Source organism: Polyangium jinanense, from assembly GCF_028435365.1.
Genome location: NZ_JAGTJJ010000010.1, coordinates 31712 through 51907, shown reverse-complemented (window position 1 = coordinate 51907; position 20196 = coordinate 31712). Strand labels below are relative to the sequence as shown.

11 protein-coding genes are annotated in these 20196 nt (G+C 68.6%); 4 read left to right on the top strand and 7 right to left on the bottom strand.

All coding sequences use genetic code 11. The annotated features are described in order from the left end of the window. Nucleotide 1: 1 nt before the first annotated feature. Nucleotides 2-613: a hypothetical protein gene (locus KEG57_RS20225; protein ID WP_272426940.1), complete on the bottom strand. Its 612-nt coding sequence runs from the start codon at nucleotides 611-613 to the stop codon at nucleotides 2-4. Then, nucleotides 610-2832, bottom strand: coding sequence for a hypothetical protein (locus KEG57_RS20220; RefSeq protein WP_272426941.1), 2223 nt, complete (start codon nucleotides 2830-2832; stop codon nucleotides 610-612). Before KEG57_RS20220 ends, KEG57_RS20225 begins: the two co-directional genes overlap by 4 nt. A 138-nt stretch (nucleotides 2833-2970) precedes the next feature. On the opposite strand from KEG57_RS20220, the gene KEG57_RS20215 reads away from it, so the two are divergent. The 3 genes from KEG57_RS20215 (at nucleotide 2971) to KEG57_RS20205 (ending at nucleotide 6121) form a co-directional block, all read left to right on the top strand. Next, complete coding sequence (locus tag KEG57_RS20215; RefSeq protein ID WP_272426942.1) at nucleotides 2971-4011, top strand: M28 family metallopeptidase; 1041 nt, start codon at nucleotides 2971-2973, stop codon at nucleotides 4009-4011. Nucleotides 4012-4021: 10 nt separating this feature from the next. Then, nucleotides 4022-4984, top strand: coding sequence for an STAS domain-containing protein (locus KEG57_RS20210; RefSeq protein ID WP_272426943.1), 963 nt, complete (start codon nucleotides 4022-4024; stop codon nucleotides 4982-4984). A 186-nt stretch (nucleotides 4985-5170) separates the two neighbouring features. Continuing rightward, the gene (locus tag KEG57_RS20205; RefSeq protein WP_272426944.1) at nucleotides 5171-6121 is read left to right on the top strand and encodes an STAS domain-containing protein; all 951 of its coding nucleotides are present in this window, start codon (nucleotides 5171-5173) and stop codon (nucleotides 6119-6121) included. Here KEG57_RS20205 and KEG57_RS20200 read toward each other — a convergent pair. From KEG57_RS20200 to KEG57_RS20185, 4 genes are all read right to left on the bottom strand, one after another. After that, on the bottom strand, nucleotides 6111-7376 hold the full coding sequence (locus KEG57_RS20200; protein WP_272426945.1) for an oxygenase MpaB family protein: 1266 nt from the start codon (nucleotides 7374-7376) through the stop codon (nucleotides 6111-6113). The genes KEG57_RS20205 and KEG57_RS20200 overlap by 11 nt on opposite strands. 50 nt (nucleotides 7377-7426) lie before the next feature. After that, a complete protein-coding gene (locus tag KEG57_RS20195) occupies nucleotides 7427-8707 on the bottom strand; it encodes an AAA family ATPase (protein WP_272426946.1) in 1281 nt (426 codons plus the stop codon). An 87-nt stretch (nucleotides 8708-8794) separates the two neighbouring features. Next, nucleotides 8795-11230, bottom strand: a complete 2436-nt coding sequence (gene pbpC / locus KEG57_RS20190) for a penicillin-binding protein 1C (protein ID WP_272426947.1) — start codon at nucleotides 11228-11230, stop codon at nucleotides 8795-8797. Beyond that, nucleotides 11227-16977: an alpha-2-macroglobulin family protein gene (locus KEG57_RS20185; protein ID WP_272426948.1), complete on the bottom strand. Its 5751-nt coding sequence runs from the start codon at nucleotides 16975-16977 to the stop codon at nucleotides 11227-11229. Before KEG57_RS20185 ends, pbpC begins: the two co-directional genes overlap by 4 nt. Nucleotides 16978-17244: 267 nt before the next feature. On the opposite strand from KEG57_RS20185, the gene KEG57_RS20180 reads away from it, so the two are divergent. Next, nucleotides 17245-18348 carry a hypothetical protein gene (locus KEG57_RS20180; protein ID WP_272426949.1) on the top strand — a complete coding sequence of 368 codons (1104 nt, stop codon included), beginning with the start codon at nucleotides 17245-17247 and terminating at the stop codon, nucleotides 18346-18348. Between the two features lie 9 nt (nucleotides 18349-18357). Here the strand turns inward: KEG57_RS20180 and KEG57_RS20175 are convergent, their stop codons facing one another. Next, a complete protein-coding gene (locus KEG57_RS20175; RefSeq protein WP_272426950.1) occupies nucleotides 18358-20196 on the bottom strand; it encodes a TIM44-like domain-containing protein in 1839 nt (612 codons plus the stop codon).

Below are 20196 nucleotides of genomic sequence, written 5' to 3'. Positions count from 1 at the left end.
GTCAACGCGCGTAAATCGTCGGCCCCTCGTCCCAGGGCAGCCACGACTCCGAGAGGATGAGGAAACTCGACGCCGACGTCATCCCCTTGTAGCCGAATTCCACGCCGATCCATTCGAACACCCGGCGATCCCCGGTCCGCACCGGGAACACGACCTCGCCGCCCTGGGGGAATGGGATGAACTCGTCGGCTCCCACGGGATCGAGCTTGATCGACACCCCCTCGTGATTGCCGCCGAGCATCGAAATGTGCACCATCGCCCCCGTGCACCGGACCCGCACCCATTCCCGGATGTGCTGAAGCCTGCAGCCATTGGGCGTCGACCCCGGCGAAAACGACATCTCCACGCCCAGCACGTCCCAGTCGGCGTCCTTCGGCCGCGGCGATTTGTCCGCCGAAATCGTGAGCGTCTGCTTCGGCGGCGCGGCCGGCGCCGCCTCCGCGTCCCCGCCGCCGCCCGCGTCCTCCGTGCCCGCATCCTCCAGCGCCGCCACGCTCCCGAACGGCGCCTCCTGCGCGGGCGGCGCATCCTCTGCGCTCGCCCAGCCCGTGAACAGCGCGCCTCCTGCGAATGCCAGCGCCACGAACCCGATCGTGCCCTTCTTCGTCTTCATAACGTCCTCAGGAACGCCACGAGCGCCGTGCGCTCCGGCTTGGTGAGCTGGTTCGTGTTCCCCATGCGATCGTCGTTCCGCTCGATGAGCTCCTCCAGCGTCGAGAAGCGCCCATCGTGTGCATACGGCGCCGTCCCCCCGACAAACCGCAACGACGGCGTCTTGTACCCGAGCTCCGGATCCGCCTCGAAACTCTCCGGCGGCGGCAGCTTCGAGTACACCGGATACGGCGCGCGATCGCTGTAATCCATCTCGGGCACGTGGCACCCCGCGCATTTCGTCTCCACGCGCAGGAACACCTCCTGCCCTTTCTTTTCCTCGTCCGAGAGCTCCCGCGTCTTGCGCGGCGGCGGCACGAGCCCGAGCCGCAAAAACGCCCGCAGCGCCATTGCCCGCTCGGTCAGCTCCTTTCGATCGTGCCCGTACGGCAGATCGCCCCATCGATGGAGCAAGAACCCGTTCGTCAGCCGGTGCGTCAGATGCGGGCTCTCCGCGTGCCACCCATACGGCCCCTCGTACACCACCCGCCCCGCGAGCATCGGCGTTTGGCGAGCAAAACCTCCGCCCGTCTTTTGCTCCACGTCCCACCCGGGCATGTTCGCCGCCCCCGCGAAGAAATTCGGCCCCTGCCCGACGGCCGCGCGCTCGTGCCAGACGTGCCCATCGTCTCGCCCCTCCGGATGGCAGCCCGCGCAGCCCATTCCCCCGCTCGTCACCTCGTCGGTCCCGTTATAATAAAGCTTCCGCCCGAGCGCCGCCTGCGCGGGGAGCGGCTCCTCCCCGAGCCGCATCAACTGGTTCTTCCCCGAATGGAAAAACGCGACCTCCATCGAATGTGTCGCCCGGCAAAACACGTACGCCGATTTCTCGTCCGCGGCGAGCGCGATCCCGCTCGGCGCGCCGCATCCGGTCGCCACCTTGTATTTCGGATCCGGATCCGTCCGCAACTCGACCCCCCCCGCGATGAACAGCGCCGGATCGATCGGCCCTGCGTAAAGCTCCGACAGCGCGTCCGTCCCCTCCGACGCCACGAGCAGCGTATCCGTGCTCTTCTTGTAGACGATCGCGCGCGGCTGCACGAACGGGTTTGGCGCGGTACGCGGCCCCTCACCGCCCGTCTCCTGATCCTCCACCAGCCCCGTCGCGTCCTCTGCCGTCGTTTTCGGCCCGGCGAGGCGCGTCGGCGCGAGCGGTGTATCGTCCGTCGTGAGCAGCACGTCGACCGCCGACACCCCCATCCAGACCTGCGGCCCCATTCCACCGAGCGCGTGCCGCGCCACGTAAAGCTTCTTCCCATCCGGCGACAGCACGGCCGAATACGCGAGCGACGCATTCGACGTCGCCCCCACCGGCGTCCGCAAGGGCGACGCCGGCAGCTTGATCCGCCGCGCGGAGGCCGCCTCGCCGTCGATTCCGTCGATCCGCGTGAGATCCGTGCCCACGAGGTGCGTCACGTAAACCGCTTTTCCGCTCGGATGCACCACCGCCGCGCGTGGCTCACGCGCGACATCCACGGAAAAACGCACCTTCCCTGTCGCCAGATCCACCCCCGACACCTTGTGCGTCCAGGCGCTCGTCACGATCGCCGTCGATTCATCGGGCGTCACGGCCACGCCCCACGCGTCCTCGGGCAATTCGATCCGCGACTCGACCACGAGTCCCTTTTCGGCATCCTTTCGCATCACGAGCAAAAGCCCCGGCCCCGTCGCCGAGGGCACGGTCTTTGGTTTCTCGTATTTCTCCGGCCCTTTTGCTTTCGTCACCGCCGGCGCCGCGCTCGCCGACGCCGTGGGCGCCGGCGCCGCGCTCGCCTCGCGCTCCTCCGGCGACAGATCCGTGCCCGGCGCGATCGCCCCTTCACTCCGGATCGTCACGAGCACCCGATCCGCAAGCGCGAGCACCTGGGCTGGCTGACCGGGCACCTTCACGGTCTGCGCCGGTTTCGCCACGTCCACCGGCATCGCGATCACGTGCACGACGCCCCGCTCCTCGTCGGCCACGTAAAGCGCGTCATCCGAGGGCGAACGCGCGATCGTGCTGCCCTCCCGCGCCACGGCCTTCGGCTTTTCTTTCGGCGCGGGCGCCGTGGCCGCGCCGTTCGCCGCCGCGCTCGTCGTCTCCGCCGGGCTCGGCGTGGGCCCCGCTGTCTTCTCGCCTCCCCCCTTGCATGCAACGAATGCCGCTGCGACTGCGATCGGATAGCCCCATGAAAAACGCATCGTCCCTGTCTCTCCCCGGCTCGCGTGTCCCTTGCCTTCGCGCGGCGCCGAGCAACGCCCGGCCCTCGGCCCCTCGTCCCAGGTCACGCGAGCGAGCGCATCTTACCTCGGTCCGCGCGCCATGATAAGGTGCCCGCCATGACCACGGAGATGCGAAAGCTCGTCGAAGAGCTCTGTTCTCCGGCATGCGCCGGTCGCAAACCAGGCACGAAGGGCGGCGACGCCGCGCGCGCCGCCGTCGTATCGGCGCTGCGCAAGGCCGGCCTCGATCCGCACGAACAGCCCGTCCCGGGCCTGCACGGCGCCAACGTCATCGCGGTCCTCCCCGGCGACGTCGAGCGATACGTCCTCGTCGGCGCCCATTTCGACCACCTCGGCGAGCTCGCCGGCCAGGTCTTCTGGGGCGCCGACGACAACGCCGCCGCCGTCGGCATCCTCCTCGAAGTCGCCCGCGCCCTCGCCGCGGAGCGCCCGACCGGCCGCGGCGTTATCCTCGCCGCCTTCGACGGTGAGGAGCCCCCGCATTTCACGCACGACACGATGGGTTCGGTGTTTTTCGCGAAACACCCCCCCGTCCCCCTCGACCGCATCGACATGATGAGCGCCATGGACCTCGTCGGCCACACCTTCGGCCCCGCGGGCGTCCCCGACGAGGTCGGAGCGTCCCTCTTCGCCCTCGGCGCCGAGCGCAGCGAGGGCACGGCGGCCCACGTCGACTCCATCGCGACGAGCGAGCCCCTCGTGCGCATCCGCCGCGCCGACGCCGAGGTCATCCCGCCCCTCTCCGATCACCTCGCCTTCTGGCAGCGCGGCGTCCCTTTCCTCTTCCTCACCTCGGGCCGCTCCCGCCATTACCACACGCCGACCGACACCCCCGAAAAGCTCGACTGGCCCAAGATGGCCGCGACGGCCCGCTGGCTCGAGCGATTCGTGCGGGAGACCTGCGCGCGGCCCCCGGGCCCCATTCCTTTCCTGCGCCACGGAAGGGACGACGCCGCGACGCTTCGCTCCTTCATCACGATCACGACCGCGCTCGAACCCGTCTCCGCCGAAGCGAGCGCCGCCCGCGAGACCGCCGAGGAGCTGCTCGCCCAGTGCGACGAACGCGGCGCCCTGCCGGATCCGCTCCGGAGCCACGCGTCGATGCTCGTCGGCATGCTCGAATCGAAGCTCGCCTGAGGTCGCCGCGATGGATCACGCCGCCCGCATGCGCCGCATTGCCGACACGCTCTCGCGCCTCGTGGACGAGGAGGTGCCCGCGCTCATCGACACCATCGACGACGGCCCGCTCGGCGACATCGAACGCGAAGTCAATCGCACCATCACGAGCTTCGCCGTCCGCCTCGAAGAGCGCCGCATCTTCCGCATCGGCCCCGTCGTCGTCTTTCGCTGGCGCGCCGAACCCGACTGGCCCGTCGAGTATGTCTCGCCAAACGTTCTCGATCTGACGGGTTATCCCGCCGAGGAATTCCTCTCCTTCACGCGGATCTACTCCGACCTCATCCTCCCCGAGGACGTCCCGCGCGTCACCGAGGAGCTCCGGGCCTTCGAGGCGAGCCGCGCCGAATGGTTCACCCAGTCGCCTTATCGCATCCGTCGGCGCGACGGCCGCACGGTCTGGGTCTCCGACCACGCGGTCATCCACCGCGACCCGTGGACCCGGGAGATCACCCATTATTTCGGCTACATTTTCGACAGCACCGCGCACATCGAGCAATCCATCCGGCTCCAGCAAAACGAGCTGGCCCTCCAGCAAAACGAGCTCACCCTCCGCAAGCTCGCGAGCCCGCTCCTCCACGTCTGGGACGGCGTCCTCGCGATGCCCGTCGTCGGCGCCCTCGACGAGGCCCGCGCCGCGCACATGACCGACACCCTGCTCCAATCGATCACGCACGGCGGAATCAAGGTCAGCGTCATCGACTTGACGGGCCTCGACGACGTCGATGCGGCGACGCTCGAACACATCGTGCGAATGGTCAGCGCCGCCGAGCTCCTCGGGAGCCGTTGCCTCGTCTCGGGCATTTCACCCCGGGTTGCCGCGGCCATCGTATCGCTCGGCCTCGACGTTACGAAACTACACACCTTCGCCACGCTGAGCGCCGCGCTCGGCCATGCCCTCCGGGAAAGAAATCTCCGCCGCGGCAGCCGGTAGAAGAGCGCACAGCGCCGAATTCCCATTGCGCCTCACGGGAGGCTACGAATTCCATCGTCATCCGAATTCGAAACGCTCGTGCTCCGCGTAAACCCCTTGTCGACGCGAACGCGGCTCGGGTAAACTGGGCGGGTTTTCATTCGGGGGGACAAGCTTCGGGGGGGTGCTCGAAACCGAAGGACCCCCATGGATCAAGCCGAGAGACTGCGTCGAATCTCCACGACCCTGGCACGCCTCGCGAACGAGGAGCTGCCCGACTTCATCGAGGATATCGACGACGGCCCGCTCGGCGACCTCGAACGGAACCTCAATCGCGCCATCGGCAGCCTGAGCACGCGCCTGGAGGAACGCCTCCTTTTCTCCGTAGGCCCGGTCGTCGTCTTTCGCTGGCGCGCCACGGAGGGCTGGCCCGTCGAGTACGTCTCCCCGAACGTATTCGAGCTGACGGGGTATCCGACCGAGGATTACCTCCTGAACAAGCTAAAATACTCCGACCTCGTCTACCCGGAGGACCTCGGCCGCGTCGGCGAGGAGGTCAGCACGAACAGCGCGAGCGGCGCCGAATGGTTTGCCCACGAGCCCTACCGCATCAAGCGCCGCGACGGACAGACCATCTGGATCGCCGATTATACCGTCATCCGGCGCGACCGGGCGAGCGGCCAGATCACCCATTATTTCGGCTACATCTTCGATACCACCGATCGCATCGAGCAATCCCTCGCGCTCGAGCGCAACGAGCGGACCCTGAAGCAATTCAAGAGCCCGCTCTTGCACGTGTGGGACGGCGTCCTCGCGATGCCCGTGCTCGGGGCCGTCGACGAGGCGCGCGCCTCGGCCATGACGGACGCGCTCCTCGCCGAGATCACCCATAGCCGCGTCCGCGTCACCGTCCTCGATTTGACGGGCCTCGAAGACGTCGACGCGGCCACGCTGGAGCACCTCATGCGCATGGTCCGCGCCGTCACGCTCCTCGGCAGCCATTGCCTCGTCTCGGGCATTTCGCCCCGCGTGGCCTCGATCATCGTCTCGCTGGGAATCGACGTGGCAAAACTCTCCACGTTCGCGACGCTCAGCGCCGCGCTCGGGCACGCCCTCGGTCAGGCGGGGCGTCGCCGCCCCGGCCGCCTCAACGCGTGAACGACTCGACGGCCTTGTACTCCGCGCGCCGCGGCCCGAGGTGCATATCGAGCCATTGCCGCGCGCGCCACCGCGCGAACGTGTCCGCCCAGGAATCGATCACGTCCACGTGCTTGCGCACGGTCTCCAGCGCGAAGACGAGCGGGAACTGCGCGATCGGGTGAAACCCCCAGATCCCCGGATCCGGCAATCCAAAGGTGCGGAACGCCTGCGGGGACAGGAAATACTTCGTGTACCCGAGCTCGAGGTGGTATTCGAGCCGCTTGCGCAACGCAACGAGCGGCGGATCACCCTCGCGCGGCGCGTACGATTGCACGTACGAGCGCGCCAGATCCACGCCGTCCTCGCCGGCCTTCCTCGCGCCTTTCGTGAGCGCGGTGAACAGGAGGCGCACGCCCTCCTCGAACGTCGTCGGATACCATCGGGGCTGCACGCCCATCAAATGGCCCACGTACCGCCAGAAGTGCATGAGCGCCTCGATCTCCTCGCGGCTCGTGCGATAGCCGAGTTTCTTCAGCGCGATCGCGCCCACACTGCCGGCCATCAGCGTGATCAGCGCATCCCCCTGGCTGATCGGCACGCCCCAGGCGTCGAGATCCCACCCCGGATGACGCAGGAGCCGCTTTCGCACGAACACGTGCATCAGCCGCACGCGCAGCGCCGTCTTCCTCCCCAGCCCGCCCGGCCGGAGGGCCCCCGGCTCCGAAATGTCGATCCAGAACGCGGCCGTCTCCACAAACCGCCGATGCGCCGACTCCCCGGTATACGCGCCGGTGAACGCGAGCGGCTTCGCGACCGAGCTCTCCTGGTACCCGTCGAGCGTGACCGCGCCCGCGAAGCTGAACATGTGCGTCCCATAACGCCGCCATACCCGCGCGCCGTGTTCGACCTTGTCCCAATCGAGCCACGAAGGCGGCGTCTCCACCTCGGCGAACAGCGCTTGCAGCGACGCCGGCGCGTCCGGGATCGACGCCACGCCCGATTCGAGGGCCCGATCCACGAGCTTGCGCCCGGCCCCCTGCCCCTGCGCGAGGTAGACCTCCTCCACGAACGCCTCGGCCACGGGATCCGCGTCGTAATAGCAGTGCGCGAACGTCCGCACGAGCTCGTCGGGCAGCACGGGATCGAAGCCGACGAGCCTCTTCAGCCGCTTGCGACGCTTCTGCGTGCCCGCGTCCTTCATGTTGTCCCAGTAGCGGAACTCGGTCGGAACCCGATCCACGGAACCCGAGCTGAAAAACGCCGGCTCGCCCATCCTGATCCCTTTCCTCCGCGCGCTCGTGATCGGCGCGATCCCAGGATAGCTCAATCGTCCCAGGGGCGGGAGGATTCGAGCAACCGCATCATCTCCCCCGAGGAGACGCTCGGGACCGCGCCACTCTCGTTCTCGCCCTCCGACACCACGTGCCGCATCCGCGTCGAGCGCATCCCGTCGCGCCCGCGCACGAGATCCGCGAACACGATCGCCCTCGGCAGCCCACGCAGCGCCGCGATGATGGCCGTCGAATGTGTCGACAGGAGCACCTGCGGCACGGTCGTCATCTCCCCGAGCGCCGGCGCCGTTGCCGAGAGCAGCGAATCCACGAGCGCGCGGAGCCTCCCCGGATACACGCCGTTCTCGGGCTCCTCGATGGCCACGATCGCGCCGCGCCGCGCGGATCGCAAGAGCGTGAAGAGCGCGAGCAGCCGCAGCATCCCGTCCGACAAAAGCCGCGCCGGCAGGCGCTTCATATCCATGAAATCGGCCTCGAGCCTGAGCTCGTCCTCGAACGGCGTCACCTCGAAGCCCCGGAACCCGGGCAGGAGCGTCTCCATGTCCTTGCGAATGGCGACGCGCGCCTCGGGCCCGAGCGCGGCGAGCACGGTCGGCAGGTTCGAGCCGTCCTCCGTGAGCGATGTTCCGGCCGCCCGATCGCTCGGCTTCGTGAGCCGATGCGGCTCGAGGTGCAGGAGCCGAAACGCCCGGAGCTCGCGGCTCGTCGCCTCGACGAGCGGCGTCACGAGCGCATACGGCAGCGATAAGAGGCTTCGATCCCGCCCGATATCCACCGATAACGACAGCCCGCCGTCGCCCGGCTCGATCCGCACGATCCGCTCCGGCCCCGGGGCGCCTTCGAGCTCGACGCGCATCTCCGGCGTCCCGTACCGCGCGAGCGGCCCCCAATGCGGGTGCTGATCGATCCACGCGTCGGCGCCATGTTTGATCGGCAGAAGCCGCTCGCGCGTGATCACGAGGCCGTCGAGCCCGCCGCGCTCCAGCGTCCGCTCGATCTCCACCTCGTACCGCACGCGCGACAGCACGAGGTCGTGCCGCGACGACCCGGGCAGGAGCAGGAGCTCGGCCGCGAAGCGCATCGAACGCTCGACGCCTTCGGGCGTGCGCGCGAACTGATCCCGAATACGCCCCCGACCTCCCTTGAACGCGGTGACGAGGTTCGTCTCCGCCACCTTCGCGAACAACGCGAGCGCGTCGAACAGATTCGACTTCCCAGCCCCGTTCGGCCCGACGATCGCGGTGAGCGGCTCGAGATCGAGCGAGAACGCGCGCAGCGACTTGAACCCGTCGATCTCGATGCGTGTGATCATCCCGAGGTCCGCAAGAGCCGGCGAGCGGCCCCCCTCCGCGACGCATGCTAGGGCGGCTCCCCCCGACCTGTCAAACGTCGTATTGGCCTAACGCACGCTGAAGCTCGTTTTCGCCGTGCGCACCGCGACGCGCGGATCGACGGGCCGCACCACGAGCTCGTGATCCCCCCGCGTCGCCTGATACCGCATGCGGAACGGCCAGCGCGATCGCCCCACGACCTCGCCATCCACCACGAACTCGACCTCGCTGACGCGCCGCTCCGGAGAACCACCGACCGACGACGCCGAGAGGACGATCACCTGCGCATCGCCCTCCTCCCCGTACACGAACACGCTGCCGGCCGCGGGCCCGTCGATTCGCAGCATCGCCTCCGCGTGCGCCTGCTCCCCACAGCCGGGCACGCTCGACCGCGAGAGCCAGGGCAAACCAAAGGGATCGTGCCCCGGCGCGCCGGACGGCAGCGCCGCCAAAAAACCGTCGTAGGCCTCGGGCAACACCACGATCGATCGGCTCCCCTGCGAATCGCAGGCAAACGGCGCCTCGCCGGGACGGGCGCCCTCCCGCGTGCTCGCGCGCACGTGCCAATCACACGTCTCTTTCGGCGCCTTCCCTCGAATGAAATGCCGCGACGCATGATCCACGCAAGCCGGCCCCGGCAGCTTTCCCGTGAGGGGACAAACCTCCACCGATTCGAGATGCGCCTCGTCCCAGAGCGGCGCGCGCGAAGGCACGTCCTCCATGGCTCGCCGCATCACGTCGGCGAAGAGCGGCCCGGCGCCGCTCGCGCCCGTGAGCTTTTGCGTCGGCGCCCCGTCGGCATTGCCGATCCACACCGCGACCGTCCGCTCGCGTGTGTACCCGACACACCACGTATCACGATGTCCCGAGCTCGTCCCTGTCTTCACGGCCACGGGAAACCCGAGATCGAACGGCCCGCGCCCATGCAATCCCCGCACGCGCGCCAGCGGATCCGAGAGCGACTCCGTCACGAGCGACGCGACAGCCGCATCCATCACGCGCGAAGGCTCGCCTCCCGCCTCTTTCGCCACGATCCGGATCGGCGTCCGCTCTCCGCCCCGCGCGAGCGCCACGTACGCGCCCGCGAGCTCGCGCAGCGTCACCTCGCCGGTCCCGAGCGCCAGCGACAAACCATAATGCCGCGCCTCCCGATCGAGGCTCGCAAACCCGAGGCTCCGCAGCGATTCGAGCAGCCGCCCCTCGCCCACCTCCGCCGCGAGCCGCACCGCCGGCACGTTCAAGCTCCCCGCGAGCGCCTCGCGCGCGCTGATCGGCCCCTCGAACGTCCCGTCGAAATTGCCCGGCGCGTACGTCCCGCCCTGCTCCGAAAAACGCGTCGGCACGTCCGGAAGCGGCTCGGCTGCGGAATGCCCGTCGGCAAATGCGAGCCCATACACGAACGGCTTCAGCGTCGACCCCGGCTGCCGCCGGGCCCGCACCATGTCGACCTGCCCGGCGATCGAATCATCCCAGTACGAACCACTTCCGACCCAAGCGAGCACCTCCCCGTGCTCGTTGTCCACCACGATCACCGCCGCATTTTTGGCCCCGAGCGACGCGAGCGCCGCGAGGTGCGTGCGCACGAGCCCCTCGGTATCCTCCTGCAAGGCAAGATCGAGCGTCGTCTTCGTGATCCCATGCCCCCGCTCGCCGGGCCGCGACACCTCGCGCAGCACCGCATCCACGAAGTGTGGCGCGTAAAACGGCCGATCGACCTTCCTCACGCTGATGGGCTCGTCCACGGCGCGCGCGTGGTCGGCCTCGCTCAGCACGCCCTCCTCGCGCAGATCGTCGAGCAAAGCCCGCTGCCGCAGGCGCACGCGCTCTGGATGATCGTACGAATCGAGGAACGAGGGCGCGCGCGGCAATACCGCGAGCCACGCGGCCTGCGCCCAGCTCAGATCCTTCGCCGACACCGCGAAATACCCGAGCGCGGCGGCCTCCGGCCCCGTGAGCCCGTGGCCATACCCGAGGCGATTCATGTACGCCTCGAGGATCGTCCGTTTGTCCACGGTCTCTTCGAGGTTCTGCGCGCGCGCCGCCTCCGTGACCTTGCGTTCGAGCGTGCGCGGCGCCGATTTTCCCTCGGCGTCGAGCAATTTCACGAGCTGCTGCGTGATCGTGCTCGCCCCGGACACGATACGCCGACCCTTCAAGTTCTGCCCGATCGCCCTCGCAATCGCTCGGCCGTCGACACCATCGTGCTCGAAGAACCGTTTGTCCTCGCTGACGAGCGTCACGAGCACGATCCGATCCCCCATTTGATCGAGCGCCACAGGCCGGCCGCGCTGCTCGGCCTCGGAGCCGATCTCGCGGAGCAAACGCCCCTCACGATCGACGATCCGATGCCCCTCGTGCCAATGATCCGCGAGGTGCGCCGACGGCTCGCCCGCGGCGGCGCGCACGCGTTGCGACGCCGCCACGATACCGAGGACGATGCAGGCCACCACGCCCGTCACGACGCCGAGCCGGCGCAGGGCCTTTTTCGAGGGGAGGCGTTTCATTGGATCGTCACCTGCCCGGCGTCGCTGTACCCCACGCTGTCCGGCTCGTACATGAGCTCACCGGCCGCCGCGGGCAATGCGAACACGCCCGGCGTGGTCGCCCGCACGAGGTACGTCGCGGCAACGGAATCGCCCCAGACCTTGTCGAAATACACGTTCACCCGATCGTCGCGCATCTCGATATGGCTCGCCTCGGACGAGCTCCAGCGGAGCGCGGAGTAGAACGGATGATGCGAATCGATCCCCGGTGCGCTCGCCACCGTCGCGAGGTCCGGCTGCACCGGCTCGAAGCCCGCCGGCAGGCGATCGGTGAGCGCGACGTAGCCGCGCCGCTCGTCGTCGACCTCCGGGAGACGCGCATACAGCGCGACACGCAAGAGATCCCCGGCCTTGACCTTCGAGAGATCCACGGCCCCACCGCGCGGATCGCTGATCACCCGATACACCGACGGCCCCTTTTCTCCCCGCGTCCCAGCCGGCGAATCCGCGGCCGCGATCGCCCGCTGCCAGGCCGACGAAATCGCATACCCGACCGACCGTTCCCCCTCGGCCGTGAGCACGAGCTTCATCTTCTTGCCCCGCACGCGGCTCAACGGAACGGCAAACTCCTTGCTGCCGAAGCCGAGATCCGCCGTGGGCACGAGGCTCTCACCGTCGAGCTTCACGCGCACGGCCACGCCGTCGTCCGTGCTCGCTTCGAGATGCTGGCTCAACGCGAGCAGCGAATACGCCGTCGCCTGCGTCGTGTAATCGTCCATGTCGGCGGCGATTTCCCGCAGGAGCAGCGGGAGGATCGTCGACGAGCGACGGAGCCGCGCGAGCGCGATGGCCGCCTGCGCCCGCGAGCGCGAGGGTGAACCATAATAGTAGAAATCGTTCATCCGCTTCGTGTTCGAGAGCGCGCCCCGCTCGTCGAAGCTCCCCTCGATCATGTCGAGCAGGGTCTTCACGCGATCCTCCTGGTCCGGGAGCGAGGCGAGCGCGAGCGCGAGGCTACCGAGCCCGAAGACGCTCTGATTGTCCTTCCGATCGAAGAGCGCGTCCGCTGCGCTCCGATCGAGCGCGCCCGCATCGGCGAGGCTCTCGGCAATCGCGGCCGAAACCTCGGGCGCCGTGTCCTCGTCGAGCATTCGATCCGCCAGGAACCGCTGCATGCCTTCGAGCAAGCTCGCCGGAGGATTGACGCCGGCCTTCTTCGCCAGAATGACCGCCCGGATCGCGTACGCCGTGCCATATACGTTCGGTTCGTCGCCGCCCGGCCAATAAGCAAGCCCGCCCGAAGCCGTGCGCATGGTCGCGAGCCGCTGAATCCCCGCCGCAATCCGCTTCTGAAGCTCGCCCTCCGAGAGCCGCGTGACACCGATACGCGGTAGAATCGTACGCGCCGCAATGAGCGGCAGCGTGCTCGACGTCGTCTGCTCCACGCATCCATGCGGATATCCGAGCAACCATTCGAGCCGCGCGCCGAGCTCGGGCCAGAGGTGCTCGCCCACCTTCACCGTGATGAACCCGCCCCGCTCGATCACGCCCGCCGGTACGTCCAGCAAAACCTCTTCATTTCGGACAAACGCCCCTCCGAGCCGCGGCCGCTCATCGATCCCGGGTTCGTCCACGGAGAGCTTCGCCTCCACCTCGTCGAGCTTCTTGCCCGCCTCGTCCTCGGCCGAAAACATGAGCGGGAGCGCGCCCGCGGCCGCCGGTTCGAGCGAGAATCCCACGCGCGCCTTGCCTCCCGCCGGCACGTTCACCGTCTGCGACCGCGCCCCGAGCCGCACCGTCGCGCCGAGCGCGGCGGCCGTCTCGTTGTGCAGCATCGCCGCCGCCTCGAATCGATCCCCCACGCGCGCGAATCGCGGCACCACGGGCACGAGCATCACTGGCTTCTTCACGAGGAAGCTCGACTCCGACTTCGCCCCTTTGCCCTCGCGGTCGAGCGCGACGGCCATGATCCGGAACTCGGTGAGGTTATCGGGGAGCTTGAAGCGCACCTTCGCCTTGCCCTGCGCGTCCGGGCGCACGTCGGGCTTGAAGAGCGCGGTCTCCACGAATTTCTTGCGCGCCTCGGTGATCGTCGAAAGCACCGCGCCGCCGCCGTCGCCGGGCACGTGGCTGCGCTCGAAGAGCTCGCCGAGGTCGCTGCGCGAATCACGCACGCGGAACGAGAGGCCCCGGCCGGGCCGGAGCGCCACGGCGGGATCGATCGGGTGGAAATCCGTCAATCGAAGGACGCCCTCGTCGACCACCGCGAGCGCAACCTCCGCATCGCCCTCGGGTTTGCCCCCGTCCGTGACCTCGATGTCGATCTCGGCCTCGTCCCCCGGCCGATAAAAAGGTTTGTCGCTCCGCGCCGCGACCTCGAGCCGCGCGCCCGCCATCGACACGGGCAGCCGCACCGCGCCGATCTTGTAATCGGTAGCCGCGCGGCCCTTCGCGCCGATCGGCAGGAGCGTCGCCGTCGCGTGCACGTACGGCGCGTGCTCGGCCCGGAGCGGCACGTCGATCACCGTCGCGCCCGCCTTCACCCGCATCGAACGCTTTTCCAGCAGATCGCCCTGCTCGATCGTTGTCACGAGCGTCGCCTCGGGGAACGGATTGCGCACGAGGATCTTCGCCGTCTCGCCGGGCGCATATTTCGATTTGTCGGCCGAGAGATCCAGCGCGTGCGGCCTTTCCGGGGCGGACGGCAGCACCTCGCCCTCGCTCCCATAGGCCCAGAGCCCCATCGCGCCGCCGGGCCGTCCGTCCACCTCGGCCGTGATCTCGTAGCTTCCCGAGCGGCCGAGGTTCACCTTGCACGTCGCGGGCTGCTTTGCGCTCGTCACCGTGCAACGACCGGCCTCGACCCGCTTCGACGTCCAGTCCCATTCGAGCGATCCGCCGGCGCCGCGCCGCCTCGCGTATTGCCACTCGATCCGCTCGAGCTTCGCCGTCACGGTCGCGCCCTCGACGGGCCGCCCCTCCGGATCGATCACGCCGAGATCGACGGGCACGTCGTCGCCCACGCCATACCACGTCGAGGGCAGCTTCATGCCAGCATATCGTTTGGCCGGATGAACCACGACGCTTCCCCTCCCCGCGACGTGCCGGTGCGAGGCGTCGGTCACGTCCGCCTCGATCACGAATCTCTGCGGCCCGAGCGCGGACGCGATTTCGAGCGCCTGCACCACCGCGAGCTTCCCATCGGCCGAGAGCGATCCCTCGCCCGCGCGCGACCACGGCTGCTCCTCGTCGTCGTACCAGCGAGGCGCGCGCCGGAACGAGAGCCCCGCCGCGGTCAATGGCCCCTCCGGGAATGGCGCGCCCTCGCGCCGCACCGTCCACGACGCGGTCGCGCCGTCCATCGGCGCGCCGAACAGATAGCGCGCCCGCACCTCGGCCCGCAGCGTATTCTTGGCGTCCGCGGACGCGTCGACGTCGACCACGAATCGAGGTGGCTCGAACTCGGCCACCTGCACGATCGTCTGCGCGAGCGGCTCGCCGTTTTCACCTTGCTCGGGCTGCTCCAGGAGGATCTGGTGACGGCCGATCTTGGCGTCGGCCGGAATGGTGATCGTCGTCGAGAGGCTGCCCATGTCGTTCGTCGTGAGCGTCTGCTGGAAGACGTCGTCACCCGTCGGGCCCACGACGTGCAATCGCAAGGATGCGCCGGCAATGGGCGAGAGCGCGGCCCCGTCGGGCTTGCGAACGGTTGCCTTGACGAACACACTCGAACCGGGCCGGTAAATACCACGGTCCGTCAGGACGAACGCCCGCCCGAACGAGGAGGGCGCTCCCTCGCCCGAGGCGAGGTCGGGGAAGATCTGGCGCTCCGTGATACCGTCCCCGTCGAGTGGAAGAATGAAATCGGCGTCCTGCGCGCGCACGTCGAGGAAAGGCCGCTCGGTCGTGCGCAGGTCGAAGGGCAGGAGCGCGACGCCCGCGGCATCCGTGGTCACGCCGGCCGAATTCTCGTCGCCCGAGAGGCGCACGAGCGCGCCCTGCACCGGCGCGCCGCCCGCGAGACGCGAGACCTGCACGAGCGTCGCATTCGGCGTCGCGCGGGTATGCACGGCGAGCGAGCGCTCGTCGCCCGGGCGAATCAAAGCGACGATGGGCTTCGCGGCCTCGCTCCCGCGCGGGAACTTCGCGAGCTTCGCGCTGAAGGCAATCTCGTCGGCGGCGATCGTCGTGACGTAACTTTGCCCCGCCGAGAGGTGCTTCGAGAGATCGAGTTGCGTCGTCACGAGCTTGTTTCGCTCGGCCTTGATGGCGATCGGAATCCGCACGGGCGCGGCCTCGGGAGGCAGGTCCCGCGTGCGCACGCGCCGGAGCGCGACCTCCTGCGCGGCGCGGTCCGCGGAGGCGACGGGCCAGGCGAGGAGCGAGGCTTTCGAGATGTTGCGCGAGGTCACGGCGAAATGGCGCGTCGTCTCCGGATCGAGCCACAACATGCCGTCCGCCATGGTCACGCTCGCGGGCATCGGGGCCATTTCCACGCGGAACGACACGGGCTTCACGAGGCGATTGCCATGATCGTCGGTGAGGCCCTCGATCGAGACCTCGTACGATTTCGAGGGCTCGAACTCGCCGCGGATCACGATTTCATCGTCCCAGCGCTCGTTCCGCAGGGTCATGTTTCGCACGGGCGGGCTCACGCGCACGCGGGCCGCGAGCTTGTCGTCCGGGGTCGCGACGGCCGTATTGAACGCCACGCGAATCTCGCGCCCCGCCGTGTACAGCTTCCCGTCCTGGAACGTGCACGACCGCTGCCGTCCGTCGTCGTCCCAGTACCATTCACACGTCACATCCTGGAACGCGAGCGGCTCGGCCACAGTCACTTCGATCTCGCGCGTCTGATGAAGTTTTTCCAAAAAACGAGGTTTTGCCTGGAGGACCAGCTTCTTGCCGGGCGCGACGGGCGAGACGGGCCGGACGAGCACGACGAGCTTCGGGTCGACCTTGATGCCCTGGAACGTCGGCGTCTTCGGATGATCGAACACGACGGAGAGGGGTCGCTCGCTCGCCGCCTCCGTCAGCGTGATCAGGCTCCGCGCGAGGCCGAGATCGATGGGCTGATCATAAAGCACGGCGAACGTCTCGCGCGCGCCGACGTCGAGGCCGTCGTTCGGGTGCATCGCGATCACGCGGTGGCGGCCGGGGACGGGAATGTAGCCGAGGTCCTTCCCGGCGATCGTGACCCCCGGCGTCGCCTTGAATTGCGCTTTCCACGCCTGTTTCAGGCCGGCGCCCGCGGGCGTCTTCACTTCGCCGATTTCCACGCCGTACGTGGTCTCCGTGTCGAAGGGGCGCTTCGCCACGAATTCGAGCGTGGTGTCGTTGAGCCAATACGCCTCCCCCTCGACGCTCGGCGTCAGGCGGATCGTGCCCTCGGCGGCCTTCGTGGGGCCCTTCGCATTGGGATCGGCCGCGGGGCGGGCGACGCGCTGATTGAAGGAGATGCGGAACGAGGTGCCGCGAAAGGAGAATTTGCCGTCGCTGTCGAGGCTCGGGCTCTGGACCTCGAGGTCGGTGGAGGTGCGCTCGACCTCGTCGCCGTCCACCGGCAGGCGCGCATTGCGCGACACGGCGGGAGGGAAGACCAGCGGCTCGTCGCCCTTGTGCACGGCCCGCTCGATGACGACGGGCGGCGGGGGTTGTCCGGGCAGTGTGGTGGGAACGGAGGGCGTGCTGCTGCAAACGAGACCAAACGAGGAGGCGAGCAGCACGGCCGGGACGAGCCAGACGGGGCGGGTACGAGCGGAGGACATGGTCCGCGCCCTTTCCACGCCCTGCGCCGGCCGGAGAGGTGAACAAAAACGCATGGTTACGAGCTCCGGTGTGTGTCCGACGGGCCGCGACGTGTGGAAACCACGCCGCGGGGTGGGCCCGAGGGAGACGAGGCGCGCGTGCGAGCCGCCATCGTTCGATGCTACCACCATTTCCGACCCAGGACGTCATTCGAAAACGCGGGAGGAAGCCTGCTTCCATCTGGAAATCGCGCGGCCGCGGGGGCATGCTACGCGAGGGAGGTTCGAATGGGAGGCACCGTCGAAAGCCTCTTTGAAGAGCTCGCTGGCACCATCGAAACGTGGGCCGTGCCGCCGAGCCGCATTCCCGGATGGACGGAGCCGCAGCGGCCCTGGCGCGCGACGCTCGATGACGCGCTGCGTGTGCTCTCGGGGGATGGGCGGCTCGCGCGGCTCGACGCGCTCGGGCATCCGCTCGTCGAATCGCTCGTGGCGATCGCGACGGGCCCGCTCTGGAGCTTCTTCGCGGCGCCGGAGGGGAGAAATCGCGCGCTCTTCGAGCTCGTGCAGAACCTGGCGAATCCGGGGCGCATCAATCAGGGGCTCAAGGGCACGTGCGCCGCGGCCTGCCTCGAAAGCTATCTAGCCGTGCAGGATCCGGCCGAATATGCGCGCCTCGTGGCCGGGCTCATTTCGGCGTCGGGCCGGGCCACGCTGCGATCGGGCGAGGAGCTCGTCTGCGACGAGGACATCCTCTTGCCGAACGTGGGCGAGCGCGGGCGAAACCCCATCAGCCGCATCTTCCAGGTCGCGTGCATGGAGTTCGCATACCCCGACCTCGATTACGACAACATCCTCGACAGCCACTTCAAGGGCGGCGAGCGCGTCGGGACCGGGCTCGAAATGGGCGCGTTCGAGCGGCTCCTCGTCGCGGTCACGGGCAAACCCTGGAAGACGCTCTCGACCGAGCACGCGATGATGGCAAAGGCCTTCGCGAAGCTCGGCATTTCCACGGAAGGCGTCGCCGACCTCGCGCGCGACGGGCTGTCGATCCTCGATCAATCGACGCGCAAAGGCGAGCCGGTCTTCGCGACGATCGTGCTCCCCGCCGTGACGAGCTTCCAGGGCGACGCGGGCGGTGAGCCGATCCGACACGCGGAGCACAAGATTCTGGTGCTCTCGATCGATTGGGAGAATGGCTGCGTGCATTATGACGACCCCATCGATCCGCGGGAGCGCTGGTTCGAGGGAGCGGACGTGCGCATCGAGGACGAGCACGGCCGGTGCAGCATGCCGATCGCCGATTTCGAGCGGCTTCTCGGCGATATTTCCTATCGAGAGGAGCTCTGGGATCGGTCGCTGCCCCGGCCTGCGGCGGGCGGACGAGGCTGAGCCCCCCGGTCAACCGGTGTACGCCTCGTCCTGCTCGATCCGGCTGAGCACCCAGTCGAACGTACTCGCCTCGACGAGCGTTCCGCAATACCCGCAGCGCTCGGCCATCTCCATGGTGAGCGTCGCGCCGCATTGCGGGCAGGCCGGAGCCGCGCGCGTGGGGCCGTGCTGGGTCGCGCTCCGCACGAGGGTCCAGTATTCGGTGTACGCGCGCTCCTTGTCGCGCCTGCCGCCGACGACGGCGTTGTCCCCGAGCCGGATCGTGTAATCGAGCCCGGTCGCGTGCACCCGCACGGTCGCGGCCTCGTACCACCGATCCGCGGCGATACGCACGAGCTCGATCCGCAGGATGCGCGCATTCTCGGTGACGTTCCGGAGCCCCTGCTGCCGATACGCCTCGATCCAGTAGCTCTGCGCTCGCCAGAGCCGATCCGTGAGGCAAGGCCGTGCCCGGTTCCATTCGAGCGACGTCCACGCGTGCTGCATGGAGGCAAATATCCATTGCACGCGCCCGAAGAGCGTCGATTCGGTGAAGGACGCGTCGCGTCGCGCCATTTCCATGCGCGCCGCCGAGAGCCCTGGATCGAAGATCGTGGGCAGCTCGGTGCCCTCCTCCTCCGTCGTGCCCGTGAGCATGGGCCCGCGGCTCTCGCGGGCGAGGAGGTCGATCCGCTCGACGACCCAGTCGAATTGCCCCGAGTCCACGGCCTGGCTGCAATACGTGCAACGCCCGTGCGTCGTGCGTTCGAGCGGCGCGCCGCAATTCGGGCAGGCGAACGAGCGCACCCGATCGGGCGAGCGCGAGCGGGCGCCAAAGGCCCGCACGAGGATCCAGCGCTCGAGCGCGTAATAGGAGGTCGGCGGGGCACCCTGCGGGTCCTCGGTGTAATTGGATTCGAGCTCCACGACGAGCCGGCTCAGCTGGGTCCGTCTGTCGATCGCGAAATGCACGAGCCGGAGCGCCCCGACGATGACGGTGGTGACCGGGACACGCGGCAACGCGCCGAGCGTGCTCCGTGCTGCCGGCCGCAGGTAAGGGGAATACTTTTCGAGCGCATTCGAACCGCGGGCCGTGTGTGCCTCGACGTAAAGCGCGGTGATGAAGTCTTCGAGCAGGATGACCGAGAAATCGGGGTCCTGTCCGCGCAGGAGCTCCATCTTGCGGCGGACCTCGGCCGGGCTCTCCTCCGGCTCGGTCGGCGCGTTCATGACCCGGGTGGCGACGAAATGGCCGGCGGAGGACCAGCCCACGTCGAGCTGGTGACGCTTTCGTTGCCTATGAAGCAGGAGCCCGATGAGGAACATCGGCGCCGCCAGCACGCCCGCGCCCATGGCGAAGAACCCGGCGCCGAAGACGAACCCGGCGACGCGCTCGGCGGTCGACGTCGTGTCGGGTCCGATCGGAATGGGCGCGTGCGGCAGAGGTGCGGCATAGATCGATACGCCGGGCGATGGGGCTTGTTTGGCGCGAAGAACCCCGCCCTGGTCGCGAAAGGCCCAAACGGTGTTGCGAGAGGAGCCTCCGCCGCCGCCGGAGCTCCTCGACCCGCCCCCGCTGGTGCCGCCTAGCGTGACCGGGCGGCTGCCCCAGCTCGAACCGGAAGACCGGCTTCCGCTGCTGCCGCTGCTCGACGAACGGCTCCCGCTCCCGCTGCTGCTGCTCGACGAACGGCTGCCACTGCTGCTGCTGCTGCCCGACGACCGGCTCCCGCTGCTGCTGCTACCGGACGAGCGCGAGCCTCCCTTGAAAGAGCTGCCGCCGCCGGGGCGCGCGAAGGCATCATCGTTGGACCACAAAAGGAGCAGCGAGAGGAGCGCCGATCCAAGGAGCGTCTTGCGCCGTGTCAT

Coding starts and splice junctions, on each gene's coding strand:
- KEG57_RS20220 (WP_272426941.1), bottom strand. CDS start 2,832: ATGCGTTTTTCATGGGGCTATCCGATCGCAGTCGCAGCGGCATTCGTT.
- KEG57_RS20175 (WP_272426950.1), bottom strand. CDS start 20,196: ATGACACGGCGCAAGACGCTCCTTGGATCGGCGCTCCTCTCGCTGCTC.
- KEG57_RS20185 (WP_272426948.1), bottom strand. CDS start 16,977: ATGTCCTCCGCTCGTACCCGCCCCGTCTGGCTCGTCCCGGCCGTGCTG.
- KEG57_RS20195 (WP_272426946.1), bottom strand. CDS start 8,707: ATGATCACACGCATCGAGATCGACGGGTTCAAGTCGCTGCGCGCGTTC.
- KEG57_RS20210 (WP_272426943.1), top strand. CDS start 4,022: ATGGATCACGCCGCCCGCATGCGCCGCATTGCCGACACGCTCTCGCGC.
- KEG57_RS20180 (WP_272426949.1), top strand. CDS start 17,245: ATGGGAGGCACCGTCGAAAGCCTCTTTGAAGAGCTCGCTGGCACCATC.
- KEG57_RS20200 (WP_272426945.1), bottom strand. CDS start 7,376: ATGGGCGAGCCGGCGTTTTTCAGCTCGGGTTCCGTGGATCGGGTTCCG.
- KEG57_RS20215 (WP_272426942.1), top strand. CDS start 2,971: ATGACCACGGAGATGCGAAAGCTCGTCGAAGAGCTCTGTTCTCCGGCA.
- KEG57_RS20205 (WP_272426944.1), top strand. CDS start 5,171: ATGGATCAAGCCGAGAGACTGCGTCGAATCTCCACGACCCTGGCACGC.
- KEG57_RS20225 (WP_272426940.1), bottom strand. CDS start 613: ATGAAGACGAAGAAGGGCACGATCGGGTTCGTGGCGCTGGCATTCGCA.
- pbpC (WP_272426947.1), bottom strand. CDS start 11,230: ATGAAACGCCTCCCCTCGAAAAAGGCCCTGCGCCGGCTCGGCGTCGTG.